Consider the following 16,931-nt stretch of genomic DNA (forward strand, 5'->3'; position numbering starts at 1 on the left):
TGGAGCAACCGGAACTGTACGGGATCTTCGCGTCAGGTCGCGTCAGGTTCCGGCGTGCTGCCGGGCCGGGCCAGGAAGTCGAAGTCGCAGCCCTCGTCGGCCTGCATGATGTGTTGGCTGAACAGCGCCCCATAGCCGCGGGTGTAGCGCGGTTCGGGTGGTGTCCAGGCGGCCCGGCGGCGTTCCAGTTCGGACTCCTCGACATGCATGTGCAAAAGCCGTTTCGACACGTCCACAGTGACCAGGTCACCGGTTCGGAGCAATGCCAGCGGACCGCCGACATGCGACTCCGGTGCAACATGCAATACGCAAGTTCCGTAACTGGTGCCGCTCATTCGCGCGTCGGAAATCCGTACCACATCGCGCACGCCCTCGCGCAGCAGCTTTTTCGGGATCGGCAGCATTCCGTGTTCCGGCATGCCCGGCCCGCCCAGCGGACCGGCGCCCCGCAGCACCAGCACCGAGTCGGCGGTGACGTCGAGGTCCTCGTCGTCGATGCGCCGCTGGAGATCGCCGTAGTCGTCGAAGACGATGGCCGGGCCGGTGTGGCTGAGCAGCTCGGGCCGGGCGGCGATCGGCTTGATCACGGCGCCGTCGGGCGCGAGATTGCCGCGCAGCACGGCCAGTCCGCCGTCGGCGGCCAGCGGATTGTCGAGCGGGCGGATGACCTCGTCGTTGTAGACCTCCGCCCCGGCCAGGGTCTCGCCGAAGGTCCGGCCGGACGCGGTGGGGCGGTCCAGGTGCAGGCGGTCCCGCAGCCGGGTCAGCAGGCCGCGCAGGCCGCCGGCGTAGTAGAAGTCCTCCATCAGGAACCGGCCGCTGGGGCGGAGATCGGCCAGCACCGGCACGGTTCGCGAGGCCTCGTCGAAGTCGTCGGCGGTGATCTTCACGCCGCTGCGGTTGGCCATCGCGACCAGGTGGATGACGGCGTTGGTGGAGCCGCCCAGGGCCAGCACGGTCGTGACGGCGTCGCGGTAGGCCCGCTCGTCCAGCAGCAGGGACGGCCGCAGGTCCTCCCGGACCATCTCGACGATCCGCAGGCCCGAGGCCGCGGCCATCCGCTCGTGCCCGGAGTCGACGGCCGGGATCGACGCCGCACCAGGCAAAGTCATGCCCAGCACCTCGGCCACCGACGTCATCGTGGAGGCCGTGCCCATGGTCATGCAGTGGCCGGGGGAGCGGGCCAGGCCCTCCTCCAGCTCGCTCCACTGCCGGTCGTCGACCAGGCCCGCGCGGCGGTCGTCCCAGTACTTCCACATGTCGCTGCCGCTGCCCAGCACCTCGCCGCGCCAGTTGCCGCGCAGCATCGGGCCGGCCGGCACGAAGATCGCCGGCAGGTCCATGCTGGCCGCGCCCATCAGCAGCGCCGGCGTGGTCTTGTCGCAGCCGCCCATCAGCACCGCGCCGTCGACCGGGTAGGAGCGCAACAGCTCCTCGGTCTCCATCGCCAGCAGGTTGCGGTACAGCATGGCCGTCGGCTTCTGGAACGTCTCGCCGCCCATCGAGCCGGCCGGCAGCTCGACCGGGTAGCCGCCGGCCTGCCAGACCCCGCGCTTGACCGCCTCGGCCCGTTCCCGCAGGTGGCTGTGGCAGGGGTTGAGGTCGGTCCACGTGTTGACGACGGCGATCACCGGCTTGCCGAGGTGCTCGGGGCCGCCGATGCCGAGCTGACGGGTCCTGGTCCGGTGGCTGAACGCACGCAGGCCCTCGCCCTCGTACCACCGTTGACTGCGCAACATCTGCTACCCCCTCGTTCGCTCTGGACACCGTCATTGAAAACGTTTACTGTGTGTTTCAGCAACCAGGGTACGCCCGAGGGAGCAGCACAGACCCCGGTGTGGGTTGACATGCGCGGCGGCTTCGTCAACCCACACCGGCCCTCCCTTGCCAACGTTGGAAAAGTGCCCCGAAAAGCTATTGTGTTCTTTCGACTCCGGTCTTTGGCCCGGCCGTCCCCGCGTTATCCCCTATCCTGAGCTTCACGTGATCGGGATGGGGACGGTGACTGGTCCGTCGGCCAATTCCGGATGAGAGGGTGCTTGCATGGGCGCGAGGGGTCCGCGTACCGACAACGACCGGTTGTGGATCGGCTACCTGTCGGCGGGCGCTCTCGTCCTGCTCGCCTACTACCTGGTGCCGCCGGTCGGGGCGGGCGTCGGCGTGAGAATCACGCTGTACTGCCTGGACAGCGCCTCCGCCGCCGTGATGGTGATCCTCGGCATCGTCCGCCACCGCCCGCGGCCCCGGCTGCCGTGGCTGCTGCTGGGCCTGAGCCAGGTCGTCTACGCCGCCGCCGACACCAGCTTCTACGTCGCGCACTACGCCTTCGGCATCCTCGACTACCCCGGCGTCGCCGACCCGCTCTACGTCGCCCACTACCCGCTCGTGGTGGCCGGCCTGATGCTGCTGATCCGCCGCCGCACGCCCGGGCGCGACCTGCCCGGCGTGCTGGACGCCGCCGTGATCGGCGTCGGGGCGGCGATGCTGTCCTGGCTGTTCCTCATCGCCCCCAACGCCCGGCTCGACGCGCCGGTGGTGGTGAAGGCCTTCTCGCTGGCCTATCCGGTGCTCGACCTGCTGATGCTGACCGTCGCGCTGCGACTGATCCTCGGCGGCGGCCGCCGGCCCGCGGCGTTCTACCTGTTGACGTTCAACATGCTGGCGTTCGTCGCGGCCGACACGATGTATGTGTCACAGCAACTTGACGGCACCTACGTGACCGGCAACTTCCTCGACGCCATCTGGCTGGCCGGCAACCTGGCCCTGGGCGCGGCGGCGCTGCATCCGACGATGGCTCGGCTCACCGATCCGTCCCCGGTGCGGGACGCCAGCATCGGCCCGGCCCGTATCGCCGCGCTGTGCGGGGCGGCGCTGATCGCCCCGGTCACGCTGTACATCCAGAGCGCGCGGGGCGACCTGCGGGACATTCCCGTGATCGCGCTGGCCTGCGCCCTGTTGTTCGGGCTGACCATCGCCCGGCTGGCCGGGCTGGTGTCCGACCAGCGGCGGCTGGCCATCACCGACGCGCTGACCGGGCTGCACACCCGGCGCTTCTTCGAGGCCCAGCTGCCCATCGAGGTGGCGCGGGCGCGGCGGGCCGGCGGCTCGCTGGCCGTGTTCATCGTGGACGTCGACCACTTCAAGTCGATCAACGACCACTACGGGCACCCGGCCGGCGACCAGGCCCTGATCGAGATCGCCGCCCGGCTGCGCGGCGCCGCCCGCGGCGGCGACGTGCTCTCGCGCTACGGCGGCGAGGAGTTCGCGCTGCTGGTGCCCGAGGCCTCGCTGAGCGAGCTGCACACCATCGCCGAGCGGCTGCGGCTGCGCGTCGCCAGCAGTCCCGTGGCGCTGTCGGAGGACACCTGGATCGCCGTCACGGTGTCGGTCGGCGCCGCCTGCTTCCCGTTGCACGGCGACAGTCCCAACGAGCTCGTCGCCACCGCCGACCGCGCCCTCTACGTCGCCAAGGCCCGCGGCCGGGACCGCGTTGTCGTCGGCGAGGCCGTCGCGACCAGCTCCGTCGTCGTCGCCGACCACACCGCGATGATCGACTACCTCAGTCACGTCGCCGACGAGGTCGATGCCCAGCTGCACGCCCAGGACCACAGCCTGGCCATCAGCCGCTGGGCGCACACCCTGGTCACCGCGCTGGGCCAGGACGAGGCCACCGCCCGCAACGCCGAGCTGGCCGGGCGGCTGCACGACATCGGCAAGATCGTCATCCCCGAGGCCGTGCTGACCAAGCCCACCGCCCTGACCGAGGACGAGTGGCGCCTGGTCCGCCAGCACCCCGAGTACGGCTACCGCCTGGCCCGCATGGTCCCCGGCTTCGGCGTCGTGGCCGACATCATCCGCCAGCACCACGAGCGCTACGACGGCAACGGCTACCCCTCGCGCCTCGTCGGCAACGGCATCCGCGTCGAGGCCCGCGTGCTGTCCATCTGCGACTCCTGGGCCGCCATGCTGGTCGACCGCCCCTACCAGCCCGCCCTGTCCGTCGACGCCGCCGCCGAGCAGCTCCGCCAGGGCCGCGGCACCCAGTTCGACCCCGACGTCGTCGACCTGTTCCTCGACCTGCTGCGCAAGGGCCAGATCGGGGACCTGAAGCGGCCCACCGAACTGACCCCCGAGCAGCAGGGCTGATCAGGCCAGCTCGGCCAGGGTGTTCCAGAACATGAGCTCGTAGCTCTGGATCAGGCGGCCGTACTCGAAGGCGGCCTCGGTGCCGCGCCCGGCGTCCAGGCCGGCCTGCACGATGGCGATGGCCGGCTCGTCGCCGTCCGGGGCGGGGGCGGCGAAGAAGTCGAAGAAGGAGCAGCCGTCGTCGTCGAAGCCGTAGTGCTGGCGCAGCCCGGCGGCGGCGGTGCGGCAGTAGTTGCCCCAGGCGGAGAAGTTGGCCACCACGGCCAGGGTGACGTCGGTGGGCTCGCCGTTCAGCGCGAGCCAGGCCAGATAGGACGGATAGGCCTGGCAGCCGGCGAGGGGCTTGTACGAGCGAAGGTCCTCGTCGGACAGGCCGGCGGCGGTGGCGAACTTGCGCAGGTTGTCGAGGGCCAGGCCCTCGCCGGCGGCGAGGCCGGAGAAGAAGGCGCCGGCGGCCGGGTTCTCGCAGCGTGACGCCAGCACGAGGAAGCTGCGCCAGTCGCTGACGATGATCCGGTGCTGCTCCGCGGCCAGCGCGGCGAGCGCTTTCCGGGAGGCCTTGCCCTCGGCGATCAGCGGCACCAGGCGGTTCTCGTGCTCGCCCGGGGCCAGGTCCTTGCGGGCGGTCTCCAGCAGTTCGCGGGCCGAAGCGGTCATCGCTGCGTGTTCCCCTCAGTGATCGACGGTCGTAGCCGCCGACTGAAGCCCAGCACGGCCGCGGCGTTCGGTGTCCCGGCGACGGCGGCGGCCAGTGCAGCGTAGATCAGTCCGGCCAGCAGCCAGGTCTCGACCGGCACGATGCCGACACCGGGCACGGAATCCTGCCCCGGCAGCAGGCCGAGGCCCCACGCCCCGAACGCCACGGCGACGATCACGGCGATCAGCGCCGGCCAGTTGGCGAACGCGGCCTCCCCCCAGGTGGGCACTTCGTCAACTCGACGCCGCCGCAGCCAGAACTGGTCCACGCACATCACCACGGTGGTGCTGGGCAGGGCGATCGACGACCAGCTCGCGACCGTGTAGAAGCCGTCCTGCACGTCCGGGAACTGCCAGGTGAACACGGCGGCGATCACGGCCATCAGCAGGCAGGTGTGCCAGCGCCTCCAGCCGGGGATCGTGCCCAGCACGTTCTGGCCGCCGTTGACCATCTCGTAGTAGTTGCCGTCGTTGATCGCGACGATCAGCACCGCGGCCACGACGCCGCCCAGCCACAGCGCCCCGAACAGCGAGTACTCGACCGTGTAGTGGAAGGCCGGACCGAAGTCGTACTGGCTGGCCCCGGACAGCTCGGCCATCATCCAGCCGCCGGCCACGAACAGCACCAGCCCCACCGCGAAGGCGATGCCGAACGCCGGCGCCGGCCAGAGGAACTTGGGCTTGCCGTAGCGCCAGGTGTCGGGCTCGTTGCCCCACATCACGGAGCCGATGGCCACGCCGACCCCGGTCAGGAACGGCAGCTCGGAGCTGGGCTGGGGCCGCGCCGACAGGGCGTCGTCCGGCATGGTGCCGATGCCCTTGACCACCAGGTACAGCACCCAGACGATCATCAGCGGCGCGGCGACCCAGCGGGCGAAGCCGGCGATTCCCTTGAAGCCGAACAGGTTGTTGGCGATGCCGAGCACGGCCAGCACCACGCTGATCACGACCACGTGGCCCCAGCCGTACAGGCCGTCGAACAGCGTGGCCAGCAGGTTGAAGGCGAACGCGGTCCAGCCGGCGGCCACGCCGACCAGCAGCAGGCTGACCAGGGCGGAACCGAGCTTGCCGAGGATGGAGCGGGTGAGCAGGGCATGCGTCTGGCCTGTGGTGGAGCCCAGGTATGCGGCCGGCAGCGCGTACAGGAAGTAGGCGACGGCGCCGATCGCGCCGGCGGCGATCGCCTGGAGCAGCGAGTAGCCGGCGTCGTGGTATTGGAAACCCAGGAACAGATAGGTGAATCCGGCGGCGAGCGTCACCCACAGGGCGACGAAGTGGTAGCGGGACCGACGCTCGTCGGCCGGCACGATCCCGGCCGCGCCGGTCGAGTAGTCGTGATCTGTCGTGTCAGCCACCAGCGCGCCCTCTCCCCGTCGCCCACAGTGCTGGGAAAGCTACTACACGCAGCGTGAGGACCGACCCGTCGCCAGGCCCAAGCCTCTTAACCCGAAGGGCCCAAAGTTGATCACGTTGAGAAGTCGGAACGTCCGCTGTGTACCTCCGAACCGGTGAATCAGCCGGCGGAGTCCCGAAAACGCCGCAGGGCCAGTGCAAGCGTCAGCCGGAACCGGCCGGCCGGTTCGTCGACGGCATAGCCGAGGCTCGTCTCGGCCCGGGACAGGCGGGCGGCGACGGAGCTGTGGTGGCGGTGCACCAAGGTCGCCGCCTTGCGCACGGAGTCGGTGGCGACCACAGCGGTCAGCACGTCCAGGGTGTCCTGGCCGCCGGGCTCGGCCGCCAGCCGGTCCAGGGCCGCCACGTCCGGGATGGCGCCGACCTCGCCGACGCGGATCTGCTGGGCGATCGGGCCGAGGGCGCCGAGATCGTCCCAGTGCACGGCGTCGACCACGCCCGGGGCGGTGAACCGCGCGGCGACCGTGGCCGCCCGCCACGACTCCGGGGCCCGCATCGCCGGCACCACAGGGCCTACGCCGATCGTCTGTCCGATGGGGACGATCGTTTCCGCCGGCCCGAGCACGGCGTGCTCGCTGCCGATCGCCGCCTGTGGGCCGGGCGGCTCGGGCAAAGGGCCGTTGCGCACGGCCATCACCCGGATCGGGGTCAGCGGCGAGAAACCCAGCAGGTGCAGGGCCCGTGACCGCTCGGCGTCGCCGGCCGACGCCGAGACGACCAGTTCGACCAGCGCCGGATCGTCCAAACCGGACAGTCGGGCCCTGGTCTCGCCGAGCAGCACGCCGGCGGCGATGGCGAACCGCTCCAGCACGATCTCGTCCAGCGGCAGCGGCTCGCCGTCCCGCTCCAGCCAGACCCGGCCGCCGCCGTCCAGCTCGCGTCCGGCGGCCGGCGGTGGCGCCGTCACCAGCGACATGCCGTCGGCGTCCATCCGCAGCCACACGCCCGTCTCGGGCACGTGCAGGCCGGCCGGGCACTCCGCCAGCTGCGCGGTGCTGGCCACCAGCCGCTCCAGCCCGGCGTGCTGCGCGACCAGGACGTCGAAGAAGCTGATCACCCGCACCGCGCTGGCCGCGTCGGAATCCAGTGCGGACAGTCGAAGCAGCAGGCCCTTCACATGGTCGAGGCTACCCGGCGCCAGCCACGTGGCGGGGCTCGGCGACCCGATTCGCGACACCTGTCGGATGCCGCCGGTCGCGCCGCCGGGCAGTGTTGTGGCATGAGCTACGCGATCGATCCCGAACTCCAGCCGTGGCTGGCGATGCTGCCGGCGATCAGCCTTGAGGACATGTCGGTCATCCGGGCCGCGATGGCCGATCCGGCGGCGCGGGCCCAGGGCTTCCAGCTGCCGGTGTACGAGCCGGCGTCGCCGGTCTCCGTGGAGGAGAAGCTGATCCCGGGCCCCGCCGGCGCGCCGGACGTGCGCGTTCGCGTCTACACGCCGAGTGGGCATAACGGGCCGCTGCCCGGCTACGTCAACATTCACGGCGGCGGGTTCGTCATCGGCGACCTCGACCAGGACGAGTCGCTGGCCACCCGGATCGCCGACCAGATCGGGGCGGTCGTGGTGTCCGTCGACTACCGGCTGGCGCCGGAGCATCCGTACCCGGCGGGCCTGGAGGACTGCTATGCGGCTTTGGAATGGACCACGGCCAAGGCATCCGAGTTGCGCATAGACCCGTCCCGGATCGGGATCGGCGGCATCAGCGCCGGCGGCGGCCTGAGCGCCGCCCTGGCGCTGCTGGCGCGTGACCGTGGCGGGCCGGCCATCTGCTTCCAGTACCTGGGCATTCCGGAGCTGGACGACCGCCTGGAGACGCCGTCGATGACGAAGTTCGTCGACACGCCCATGTGGAACCGGCCCAACGCCGTCTACAGCTGGCAGTACTACCTCGGCGGCCAGCCGGCCGACCAGTACGCCGCGCCGTCCCGCGCCGAGGACCTGTCCGGCCTGCCGCCGGCCTACGTCGACGTGTGCGAGTTCGATCCCCTCCGTGACGAGGGCATGATCTACGCGCACCGCCTGATCCAGGCCGGCGTGCGCACCGAGCTGCACCACTTCCCCGGCACGTTCCACGGCTCCGGCCTGGTCGAGGCGGCCGCCGTCAGCCGCCGCATGTCCGGCGAGATGATCGACGCCATCCGCCGCGGACTGAAGGCGTGACGACCATGGCCTACGCGATCGACCCCGAACTCCTGCCGTGGCTGGAGATGCTGCCGTCCGGCGACTTCACCGACCCCGTCGAGGCCCGGGAGCAGTTCCGGCGCGTCATCGCCGGCCGGCCCCCGTACGAGACGTCGACGCCGGTCTCCACCGAGGAGAAGCTGATCCCCGGCCCCGACGGCGCGCCCGACGTGCGGATCCGCGTCTACACGCCGGCCGGCCGCCCGGCGCCGCGGCCCGGCTACCTCTCCATCCACGGCGGCGGCTTCGTCATCGGCGACCTGGACATGGATGAGGCCGGTTCGCTCGCCATCGCCGACGAGATCGGCGCCGTCGTGGTGTCCGTGGACTACCGGCTCGCGCCCGAACATCCGTACCCGGCCGGCATCGAGGACTGCTACGCCGCGTTGGCCTGGACCGCCGCCAATGCCGCCGACCTCGGCATCGACCCCGACCGCCTCGCCATCGGCGGCGGCAGCGCCGGCGGCGGCCTGTCCGCCGGCCTGGCGCTGCTGGCCCGTGACCGCGGCGGGCCGGCCATCTGCTTCCAGCACCTCGGCATTCCCGAGCTCGACGACCGGCTCGACACGCCGTCCATGACCCAGTTCGTCGACACCCCCATGTGGAACCGCCCCAGCGCCGTGATCAGTTGGGACGCGTACCTCGGCGGCCGCCCCGCCGACCAGTACGCCTCGCCCGCCCGCGCCGAGGACCTCTCCGGCCTGCCGCCCGCCTACGTCTCCGTGTGCGAGTTCGATCCTCTCCGCGACGAGGGCCTCAGCTACGCGCACCGCCTCATCCAGGCCGGCGTGCCCACCGAGGTGCACCACTACCCGGGCACCTTCCACGGCTCCGGCCTCGTCGAGTCGGCCACCGTCAGCCGGCGCATGGCGGCCGAGACGATGGACGCCCTCCGCCGCGGTCTCAAGGCCTGAGCCCGTCCGGATTTCCCTGCAACCGGTTCCATGGGCCGAAAGGGAAAGATCCTCGGGACAGGTGGACCGCGGGCGTGTTGCCGGGCAGTGGCGGCGGGCGTATGGTCCGCGCAACTGAACAGGTCTGGACAGGATCAGAGGAGCCCTCGATGGCGCCCGGTGCGGACTCGGCCCCACTCCAGGTGGAGGCCAACGGCATCAATGTGATCGGCGACGACGAGCGCAAGGGCACGGCCAGACAGCTGTTCTGGCCCTGGTTCGGGGCCAACGTCTCGGTGCTGGGCCTGAGCTACGGCTCGTTCACGCTGGGCTTCGGCATCTCCTTCTGGCAGGCGGCGATCGCCGGCGTGGTGGGCATCGTCTTCTCGTTCCTGCTGTGCGGCTTCGTCGCGGTGGCGGGCAAGCGGGGATCGGCGCCGACGATGATCCTGAGCCGGGCGGCGTTCGGCGTGCGCGGCAACTGGCTGGCGACGGCGATCTCCTGGGTCCTCACGGTGGGCTGGGAAACCGTGCTGACGGTGCTGGCCACGCTGGCCACGGCGACGGTGTTCACGCAGCTGGGCTGGGGCGGCGGCCCGGTGGTGAAGATCCTGGCGCTGGTGGTGGTCGCGATGCTGACCATCGGCGGCGGCGTGATGGGCTTCGACCTGATCATGCGCATGCAGACCGTGATCACGATCGTCACCGCCGTGCTGACGCTGGTGTTCATCGCCTTCGTGATCCCGCACATCGACTGGGCCAAGGTGGCCGCCGTCCCGGCGGGGTCGCCGGGCAGCGTGGTCGGCGCGCTGGTGTTCCTCATGACCGGCTTCGGCCTGGGCTGGGTGAACGCGGCGGCGGACTACTCCCGCTACCTGCCGAGGACCACCTCGGGCCGGGCGGTGATCGGCTGGACGACGTTCGGCTCGGCGCTGGCCCCGGTGGTGCTGCTGGTCATGGGCCTGCTGCTGGCGGCCTCGTCCCCGGACCTGAACAAGGCGATCGCGGCCGACCCGATCGGCGCGCTGGCCAGCGTCCTGCCCACCTGGTACCTGGTGCCGTTCGTGATCGTGGCGGTGCTCGGCCTGGTCGGCGGCGCGGTGCTGAACATCTACTCCTCGGGCCTGGCCCTGCTGGCCGCCGGCCTGAAGGCGCCGCGGTTCGTGGCCGCGCTGATCGACGGCACGATCATCATCCTCGGCACGATCTACGTCGCCTTCTTCGCCGACGACTTCCTGGGGCCGTTCCAGGGTTTCCTCATCACGCTGGGCACGCCGATCGCGGCCTGGTGCGGCGTGATGCTGGCCGACATCGCCTCCCGCCGCAACGGCTACTCGGAGACCGACCTGTACGACCCGAAGGGTCGCTACGGCAGCGTGCGCTGGCTGGCGGTCGGCGTCGTGGTGGTGTCCACAGTGGTCGGTTGGGGGCTCGTCACCAACACGTACGCGGAATGGCTGTCCTGGCAGGGATATCTGCTCAGCCCGCTCGGGCTCGGCGGCCGTGACGGCGCATGGGCGGCGGCGAACCTGGGCGTGCTCGCGGCCCTGGTGATCTCCTTCGTGGTCACGTGGGCGGCGCAGCGGTCGCAGGTGCGCAAACAGGAGCTGGTGACGGCATGAAGGCCCACCTCGCGGTGATAGACATGCAGTACGTGTTCGCCGATCCCCAGAGTCCTTGGTTCACCCCGGGCTTCGAGGGCGTGATGGCCCCGATCCACAAGCTGGCGGCGGCGTTCAGGAACGTCACGTTCACCCGTTTCGTCGCCCCGGAACGGCCGGTCGGCGCCTGGCGGCTGTACTACCAGCGCTGGCCGTTCGCGGTGCAGCCACCGGATGCCGAGATCTACCAGCTGGTCGACGGCCTGCAAGGGTCCACAGTGGACGAGACCACCTTCGGCAAGTGGGGCCCGGACCTGGCCGAGCGGGTCGGCGACGCCGATGTGCTGGTGCTGGCCGGGGTGGCGACGGACTGCTGCGTGCTGTCGACGGCGCTGGCGGCGGCCGACGCGGGCATGCTGACCTGGATCGTCGCGGACGCCTGCGCCGGCATGGACGACGCGGCGCACGAACGGGCCCTGGACATCGCCCGCGGCTACAGCCCGCACATCGAGGTCAAGACGTTGGACGAGGTGCTGACGTGCTGCGTCTGAAGTACGAGCAGATCGCCGACCAGCTGGCGCGGGACATCCGCGGCGGCCGCTTACCGCGTGGCGCGCGGCTGCCCGGCGAGCACGTGCTGGCCAGCCGGTTCGAGGTCAGCCGCAACACGATCCGCCAGGCCCTGGCCGAGCTGGGCAGCCGTGGCCTGATCGCCACCCACTCCGGCAAGGGCTCGTTCGTCACCTTCGACGACCGCCCGCTGGACGACCGCATCGGCTGGACGCGGGCGCTGGCCGAGCAGGGCGTGCACACCACGGTCGAGGTCATCCGGCTGGAGCTGGTCACCGACCGGGCGATGGCCGATCGGTTCGGCGTCGAGGACGACGAGTTCGTGGCGCTCGACCGTGTCCGGTCCATTGTGGACGGACCGCCGATCTCCTTCGAGTGCACCAGGGTCGCCGCCACCGGCCCGATGCGCGAGCTGACCGAGTCCGGTCTGGACGGATCGCTGTACGACGTGCTGCGCGCGGAGGGCCTGGTGCCCGAACAGGGGGAGGAGTGGGTCGAGTTGGGACAGATCACCGAGGTGGAGGCGGCTGTGCTCGGCCGTTCGCCGGGGGAGCGCTTCCTGCGGGCCCGCCGGCTGTGCCGGGATCGCCACGGTGTTTTCGTGGAGCACACGGAGAGTCTGCTGGATCCGGACCGCTTCCGGCTGCACCTGAAGTTCGGTGGCGTGGAGTGAGCCGCGCGCTGGCGGCGTTCACCGGACTGGCCATCGGCGACGCGCTGGGCATGCCGACGCAGTCGATGCCGCGGGAGGCGATCCAGGCCCGCTACGGCGTCCTCACCGGATTCGAGCCGGGGCCGGCGGACCAGCCGATCGCGCCGGGCATGGCCGCCGGCTCGATCACCGACGACACCGAGCAGGCGGTCCTGGTGGCGCGGCTGCTGATCGCCGGCGACGGGCACGTCGACGCGCACCGGCTGGCGGCCGACCTGCTGGCGTGGGAAGAGGACATGCGCCGCCGCGGCTCGCTGGACCTGCTCGGGCCGTCGACCAAGGCCGCGGTGAGCGCGGTGGCGGCGGGCGAGAGCCTGGAGCGGGCCGGACGGTTCGGCACGACCAACGGCGCCGCGATGCGAATCACCCCTGTCGGCATCGCGCACGGCGTCGACGACCTTCCGTCCCTTGTGGACAGTGTCGTCGAGGCCAGCTGGGTCACGCACAACACGGGTGTCGCGCTGTCCGGCGCGGCGGCCGTGGCGGCCGCGGTGAGCGCCGGCATCGCCGGCGCCACCGTCGCCGAGGCCACGAAGATCGCGGCCGAGGCGGCGGGATTGGCTTCGGGACGAGGAAACTGGATCGCCGCCGGCGACGTGGGCACGCGGCTGGCCTGGGCCAGCGAGGTCGTCGAGGACCTGCCGCCGGGTGAGGCCGCCGACACGATCTACCGGCTGGTCGGCACCAGCGTCGCCACACAGGAGTCGGTGCCGGCCGCTTTTGCCGTGCTGGCCGTGCATCCGGACGATCCGTGGCGGGCCTGCCTGCTCGCGGCCTCGCTCGGCGGCGACTGCGACACCATCGCCGCCATCGTCGGGGCGATCGCCGGTGCCTGTCACGGCGACGACGCCTTCCCGGACGAGGCGGTGCGCACCATCCACGCGGTCAACGACCTTCCGTTGGCCGGACTGACCGCGGAACTGCTGGCGCTGCGCGGATGAGCCGCTTGGTGCACGTGGGCCAGGTGATCGTCGACATCGTGATGTACGTGCCGAGGCTGCCCGAGCGGGGCGGCGACGTGCTGGCGACCGGCGGCGGAACCGAGGTCGGCGGTGGCTTCAACGTGCTCACCGCCGCCGTGCGGCAAGGCCTGACCGCCGCCTACGGCGGCATGCATGGCACCGGGCCGTGGGGCGATCTCGCCCGCAAACGCTTGGCGCAGGAGCACATCGACGTGCTCCAGCCGAAGATGTCCGCGCTGGACACGGGGTTCACGGTGGCGCTGGTCGATGCCGAAGGGGAGCGGACGTTCGCCACCACCTTCGGCGCGGAAGGTCAGCTGCGCACGAACGACCTGCGACGGATCCAGATCTTCCCCGACGACATCGTGTATGTCTCGGGCTACGGCCTGGCGTTGCCGGTGAACGGGCCGGCGGTGAACTCCTGGCTGTCCACTGTGGACCCAGGCATTACTGTGGTGCTCGATCCGGGCCCGCTGGCGGCGGAGATCCCCGAAGCCGTGCTGAAACCGGTGATCGACCGGGCCGACTGGATCAGCTGCAACGAGCGTGAGGCCAAGCTGCTGACCGGCGAGGACGACCCGGTCAAGGCCGTCCAGGCCCTGCGGCGGCGCAACGCCATCGTCCGCACCGGGGCCGGCGGCTGCGTGCTGGCGACGTCCGACGACGTGATCGCGGTGCCGGGCTTCCCAGTCGAGGTGGTGGACACCAACGGCGCCGGCGACGCGCACACCGGCGCGTTCATGGCCGGCCTGGCCGCCGGACTCCCGCCGAGACAGGCCGCGCGGCGGGCCAACGCCGCCGCAGCGATCGCCGTCACCCGACGAGGGCCGGCCTCTGCCCCTACGATCGAGGAGGTGCACAAGCTGCTGAGCGACGAGGAGCCTGGGGATGTCGCTGACTGACAAGGTGGCGGCCGCGGTGGCGAACCCGCTGGCCACGGCCGAGTTCGACCCGCACGCCGAGCTGACGGAGGTGCTGGCCGGCATCGGCATGAGCCCCTCCGACACCGGCGGCGAGATCACCTTCGTCGGCGCGGACCCCGTGGTGCCGAGCACGCTGCGCCTCGGCGGCGCGGCCGGCATCGCCCTGGTCGCCAAGTCGGCGGCGATGGCCAAGCTGTGGCGGCTGCGCGGCGGCGAGGGCCAGGACATCTCCGTCGACCTGCGGGTCACCCCGCATCGGCTGTGCCCGTTCTACGACCGCAAGTGGGAGAAGCTCAACGGCCACGTGCCGGTGTCGGCGGCCAATCCCACCAACGCCTTCGGCTTCGCCTTCTACCGCACCGCCGACGACCGCTGGGTGATGCCGCTCAACCCGTACCCGAAGATCAAGGTCGCCGCCCAGAAGCTGCTGGACGTGCCGGACGACCCCGAGCGAGTGGCCCAGGCGGTGTCCAAGTGGGACGCCCGTGACCTGGAGGCCGCGGCCGTCGAGGCCGGTGTGGTGCTGCCGATGCTGCGCTCCACCGAGGAGTTCCTGGCCGAGCGGACCGGCATCGAGGACCTGCCGCTGATCGAGATCACCAAGATCGGGGACTCCTACCCCGAGCCGCTGCCGGGCGGCGTGGAGCTGCCGCTGTCGGGTGTCAAGGCACTCGGCATGGGGCACGTGATCGCCGGCGCCGGGGCCGGCCGGGCGCTCGCGCTGCACGGGGCCGATGTGCTGAACCTGTGGCGGGTCAACGAGTTGGAGCACGATGTCACGTACATCACGGCCAACGTCGGTGTGCGCTCGGCGACGGTCGACCCCGCCGCGGACCGGGAGTTGATCACTGGCCTGCTGGCCGGCGCGGACGTGTTCTACGCCAACCGCCGCCCCGGCTACCTGGCTCAAATCGGCGTCGCGCCCGAGCAGGCGGCGCAGGTCCGGCCGGGCATCGTGCACGTCACGGCCTCGCTCAACGGTGAGCACGGGCCGTGGGCCGGCCGGGTCGGCTTCGACCAGACCGCCGGCAGCCTGGTCGGCATGATGAACCTGGAAGGCAGCGACGAGGGCCCGAAGCTGCCGCCGATCCTCGTGGTCAACGACTACATCGTGTCCTGGCTGATGGCCACCGGCGCGGCCGAGGCGCTGGCCCGCCGGGCCGTCGAGGGCGGCAGCTACCGCGTGCACGTGTCGCTGACCCGGGCCGCGCTGTGGATCCTCAGCATGGGCGTGTTCGACCAGGCCTACGCCGCCGAGACGGCGGGAAGCGTGGAGCAGCACCGGTATCTGGACCCAGAGACGTTCACTGTGGACACTCCGCTCGGCGCGTACCAGGGCGTGACCGAGCAGGTGCGGATGTCGCGGACGCCCGGGCGCTACGCGGTGCCGCTGGTGCCCCGCGGCGCGTCCCGCCCGGTGTGGCTCTGACCGAACAGGTGAGTTCCGACATGTCGGGCGGGCATCGGCTCGGCCGATGCCGTCATCCGAGCTAGGCTCGGCCCATGACCGATGTCCTCCAGCAGATCCCGGCCGTCGTCGACCGCCTGCGGGCCGCGTTCCGGTCCGGGCGCACCAAGCCGCTGTCGTGGCGGCGCGAGCAGCTGGCCGCGCTGCGGGCGATGCTGACCGAGCAGGAGGACGCGTTCGCCGAGGCGCTGTTCGCCGACCTGGCCAAGAACGCCGCCGAGGCCAAGCGCACCGAGATCCACTTCGTGGTCCGCGAGATCGACCACACGCTGGAGAACCTGGACGCCTGGCTCGCGCCGGAGGACGCCGAGCTGCCCGAGCGCCTGCTGCCCGGGCGCGGCACGGTCGTGCGCGAGCCGCTGGGTGTGGTGCTGGTCATCGGCCCGTGGAACTACCCGCTGCAACTCGTGCTGGCCCCGCTGGTCGGCGCGCTGGCCGCCGGCAACGCCGGCGTGCTCAAGCCGAGCGAGCTCGCACCGGCCACCACCGCGGCCATCGCCCGATTCGTGCCGCAGTACCTCGACCAGGAGGCCGTCGCCGTCGTCGAGGGCGCGATTCCCGAGACCACCGCGCTGCTGGAGCAGCAGTTCGACTACATCTTCTACACCGGCAACGGTGTCGTCGGCCGCATCGTGATGACCGCCGCGGCCAAGCACCTCACGCCGGTCGCGCTGGAGCTCGGGGGCAAGAGCCCGGTCGTCGTGGACGCCGAGGTCGACCCGGTCGTCACCGCGCAGCGGCTGGTCGAGACCAAGTTCCTCAACGCCGGGCAGACGTGTGTGGCCCCGGACTACGTGCTGGCCATCGGCGAAGCCGGCGGCAAGCTGGAAGCCGCGCTGGCCGACGCCGTGCGGGCCAAGTTCGGCGACGACCCCTCGGACAGCCCGGTGTACGGCCGGATCGTCAACCACCGCCACTTCGACCGGCTCAGCGCCCTGCTGGCCAGCGGCCGGGTCGTGGTCGGCGGTCAGACCGACCGCGAGCACAAGTACATCGCGCCGACCGTGCTGGCCGACGTGTCGCCGGAGTCGCCGGTGATGGGCGAGGAGATCTTCGGCCCCATCCTGCCGATCATCTCCGTGCCCTCGCTGGACGCGGCGATCGAGTTCATCACCGCGCGGGACAAGCCCCTGGCGCTCTATGCCTTCACCGAGTCCGAGCCGACCAAGGACCGCATCCTCACCGAAACCTCTTCCGGCGCAGTCGGTTTCGGGCTGCCGGTGATGCACCTCGGCGTGCCGAGCCTGCCGTTCGGCGGGGTGGGGGAGAGCGGCATGGGCCGGTACCACGGCAAGTACTCCATCGACACCTTCAGCCACCTCAAGGCCGTGCTGGACAAACCGCTTGCGTGAGCCGATAGCT

General features: G+C 71.3%; 14 protein-coding genes. 10 read left to right on the forward strand and 4 right to left on the reverse strand.

Annotated elements, in window-relative coordinates:
- Positions 1 to 32: 32 nt before the first annotated feature.
- Positions 33 to 1,739 (reverse strand): L-arabinonate dehydratase, encoded by a 1,707-nt coding sequence (gene araD, locus AB0M73_RS27605; protein WP_363896035.1) that lies wholly within the window; start codon positions 1,737 to 1,739, stop codon positions 33 to 35.
- A 304-nt stretch (positions 1,740 to 2,043) separates the two neighbouring features.
- On the opposite strand from araD, the gene AB0M73_RS27610 reads away from it, so the two are divergent.
- Positions 2,044 to 4,146: a diguanylate cyclase gene (locus AB0M73_RS27610; protein WP_363896038.1), complete on the forward strand. Its 2,103-nt coding sequence runs from the start codon at positions 2,044 to 2,046 to the stop codon at positions 4,144 to 4,146.
- Here AB0M73_RS27610 and AB0M73_RS27615 read toward each other — a convergent pair whose 3' ends face one another.
- From AB0M73_RS27615 to AB0M73_RS27625, 3 genes are all read right to left on the reverse strand, one after another.
- Positions 4,147 to 4,803 (reverse strand): transcriptional regulator, encoded by a 657-nt coding sequence (locus AB0M73_RS27615; protein ID WP_043724808.1) that lies wholly within the window; start codon positions 4,801 to 4,803, stop codon positions 4,147 to 4,149.
- Positions 4,800 to 6,197: a cytosine permease gene (locus tag AB0M73_RS27620; RefSeq protein WP_363896042.1), complete on the reverse strand. Its 1,398-nt coding sequence runs from the start codon at positions 6,195 to 6,197 to the stop codon at positions 4,800 to 4,802. The genes AB0M73_RS27615 and AB0M73_RS27620 overlap by 4 nt, the downstream gene beginning before the upstream one ends.
- Before the next feature lie 158 nt (positions 6,198 to 6,355).
- Positions 6,356 to 7,372 carry a helix-turn-helix domain-containing protein gene (locus tag AB0M73_RS27625; protein WP_363896045.1) on the reverse strand — a complete coding sequence of 339 codons (1,017 nt, stop codon included), beginning with the start codon at positions 7,370 to 7,372 and terminating at the stop codon, positions 6,356 to 6,358.
- A gap of 102 nt (positions 7,373 to 7,474) precedes the next feature.
- Between AB0M73_RS27625 and AB0M73_RS27630 the strand changes: the two genes are divergently transcribed.
- The 9 genes from AB0M73_RS27630 to AB0M73_RS27670 all read left to right on the forward strand — a co-directional run bounded on the left by AB0M73_RS27630 (position 7,475) and on the right by AB0M73_RS27670 (position 16,921).
- On the forward strand, positions 7,475 to 8,419 hold the full coding sequence (locus AB0M73_RS27630) for an alpha/beta hydrolase (RefSeq protein WP_363896048.1): 945 nt from the start codon (positions 7,475 to 7,477) through the stop codon (positions 8,417 to 8,419).
- Positions 8,420 to 8,424: 5 nt separating this feature from the next.
- Positions 8,425 to 9,354 (forward strand): alpha/beta hydrolase, encoded by a 930-nt coding sequence (locus AB0M73_RS27635; protein ID WP_363896149.1) that lies wholly within the window; start codon positions 8,425 to 8,427, stop codon positions 9,352 to 9,354.
- A 149-nt stretch (positions 9,355 to 9,503) separates the two neighbouring features.
- Entirely contained in the window at positions 9,504 to 10,955 is a 1,452-nt protein-coding gene (locus AB0M73_RS27640) for a cytosine permease (protein ID WP_363896051.1), read from the forward strand.
- On the forward strand, positions 10,952 to 11,485 hold the full coding sequence (locus AB0M73_RS27645) for a cysteine hydrolase (RefSeq protein WP_363896054.1): 534 nt from the start codon (positions 10,952 to 10,954) through the stop codon (positions 11,483 to 11,485). The genes AB0M73_RS27640 and AB0M73_RS27645 overlap by 4 nt, the downstream gene beginning before the upstream one ends.
- Positions 11,473 to 12,177 carry a GntR family transcriptional regulator gene (locus AB0M73_RS27650; protein WP_363896057.1) on the forward strand — a complete coding sequence of 235 codons (705 nt, stop codon included), beginning with the start codon at positions 11,473 to 11,475 and terminating at the stop codon, positions 12,175 to 12,177. The genes AB0M73_RS27645 and AB0M73_RS27650 overlap by 13 nt, the downstream gene beginning before the upstream one ends.
- The gene (locus tag AB0M73_RS27655) at positions 12,174 to 13,157 is read left to right on the forward strand and encodes an ADP-ribosylglycohydrolase family protein (RefSeq protein WP_363896060.1); all 984 of its coding nucleotides are present in this window, start codon (positions 12,174 to 12,176) and stop codon (positions 13,155 to 13,157) included. Before AB0M73_RS27650 ends, AB0M73_RS27655 begins: the two co-directional genes overlap by 4 nt.
- Positions 13,154 to 14,080, forward strand: coding sequence for a PfkB family carbohydrate kinase (locus AB0M73_RS27660; protein ID WP_363896063.1), 927 nt, complete (start codon positions 13,154 to 13,156; stop codon positions 14,078 to 14,080). Before AB0M73_RS27655 ends, AB0M73_RS27660 begins: the two co-directional genes overlap by 4 nt.
- On the forward strand, positions 14,067 to 15,530 hold the full coding sequence (locus AB0M73_RS27665) for a CoA transferase (RefSeq protein WP_363896066.1): 1,464 nt from the start codon (positions 14,067 to 14,069) through the stop codon (positions 15,528 to 15,530). The genes AB0M73_RS27660 and AB0M73_RS27665 overlap by 14 nt, the downstream gene beginning before the upstream one ends.
- Positions 15,531 to 15,604: 74 nt before the next feature.
- The gene (locus tag AB0M73_RS27670; RefSeq protein WP_363896070.1) at positions 15,605 to 16,921 is read left to right on the forward strand and encodes an aldehyde dehydrogenase family protein; all 1,317 of its coding nucleotides are present in this window, start codon (positions 15,605 to 15,607) and stop codon (positions 16,919 to 16,921) included.
- Positions 16,922 to 16,931: the final 10 nt, after the last annotated feature.

This window comes from Kutzneria sp. NPDC051319, from assembly GCF_040682195.1.
Taxonomy (GTDB): Bacteria; Actinomycetota; Actinomycetes; order Mycobacteriales; family Pseudonocardiaceae; genus Kutzneria.

What these genes read in the sequence shown, in the direction of transcription:
- araD (WP_363896035.1), bottom strand. Translation starts at nt 1,739, where the DNA reads ATGTTGCGCAGTCAACGGTGGTACGAGGGCGAGGGCCTGCGTGCGTTC.
- AB0M73_RS27610 (WP_363896038.1), top strand. Translation starts at nt 2,044, where the DNA reads ATGGGCGCGAGGGGTCCGCGTACCGACAACGACCGGTTGTGGATCGGC.
- AB0M73_RS27615 (WP_043724808.1), bottom strand. Translation starts at nt 4,803, where the DNA reads ATGACCGCTTCGGCCCGCGAACTGCTGGAGACCGCCCGCAAGGACCTG.
- AB0M73_RS27630 (WP_363896048.1), top strand. Translation starts at nt 7,475, where the DNA reads ATGAGCTACGCGATCGATCCCGAACTCCAGCCGTGGCTGGCGATGCTG.
- AB0M73_RS27635 (WP_363896149.1), top strand. Translation starts at nt 8,425, where the DNA reads ATGGCCTACGCGATCGACCCCGAACTCCTGCCGTGGCTGGAGATGCTG.
- AB0M73_RS27640 (WP_363896051.1), top strand. Translation starts at nt 9,504, where the DNA reads ATGGCGCCCGGTGCGGACTCGGCCCCACTCCAGGTGGAGGCCAACGGC.
- AB0M73_RS27645 (WP_363896054.1), top strand. Translation starts at nt 10,952, where the DNA reads ATGAAGGCCCACCTCGCGGTGATAGACATGCAGTACGTGTTCGCCGAT.
- AB0M73_RS27660 (WP_363896063.1), top strand. Translation starts at nt 13,154, where the DNA reads ATGAGCCGCTTGGTGCACGTGGGCCAGGTGATCGTCGACATCGTGATG.
- AB0M73_RS27665 (WP_363896066.1), top strand. Translation starts at nt 14,067, where the DNA reads ATGTCGCTGACTGACAAGGTGGCGGCCGCGGTGGCGAACCCGCTGGCC.
- AB0M73_RS27670 (WP_363896070.1), top strand. Translation starts at nt 15,605, where the DNA reads ATGACCGATGTCCTCCAGCAGATCCCGGCCGTCGTCGACCGCCTGCGG.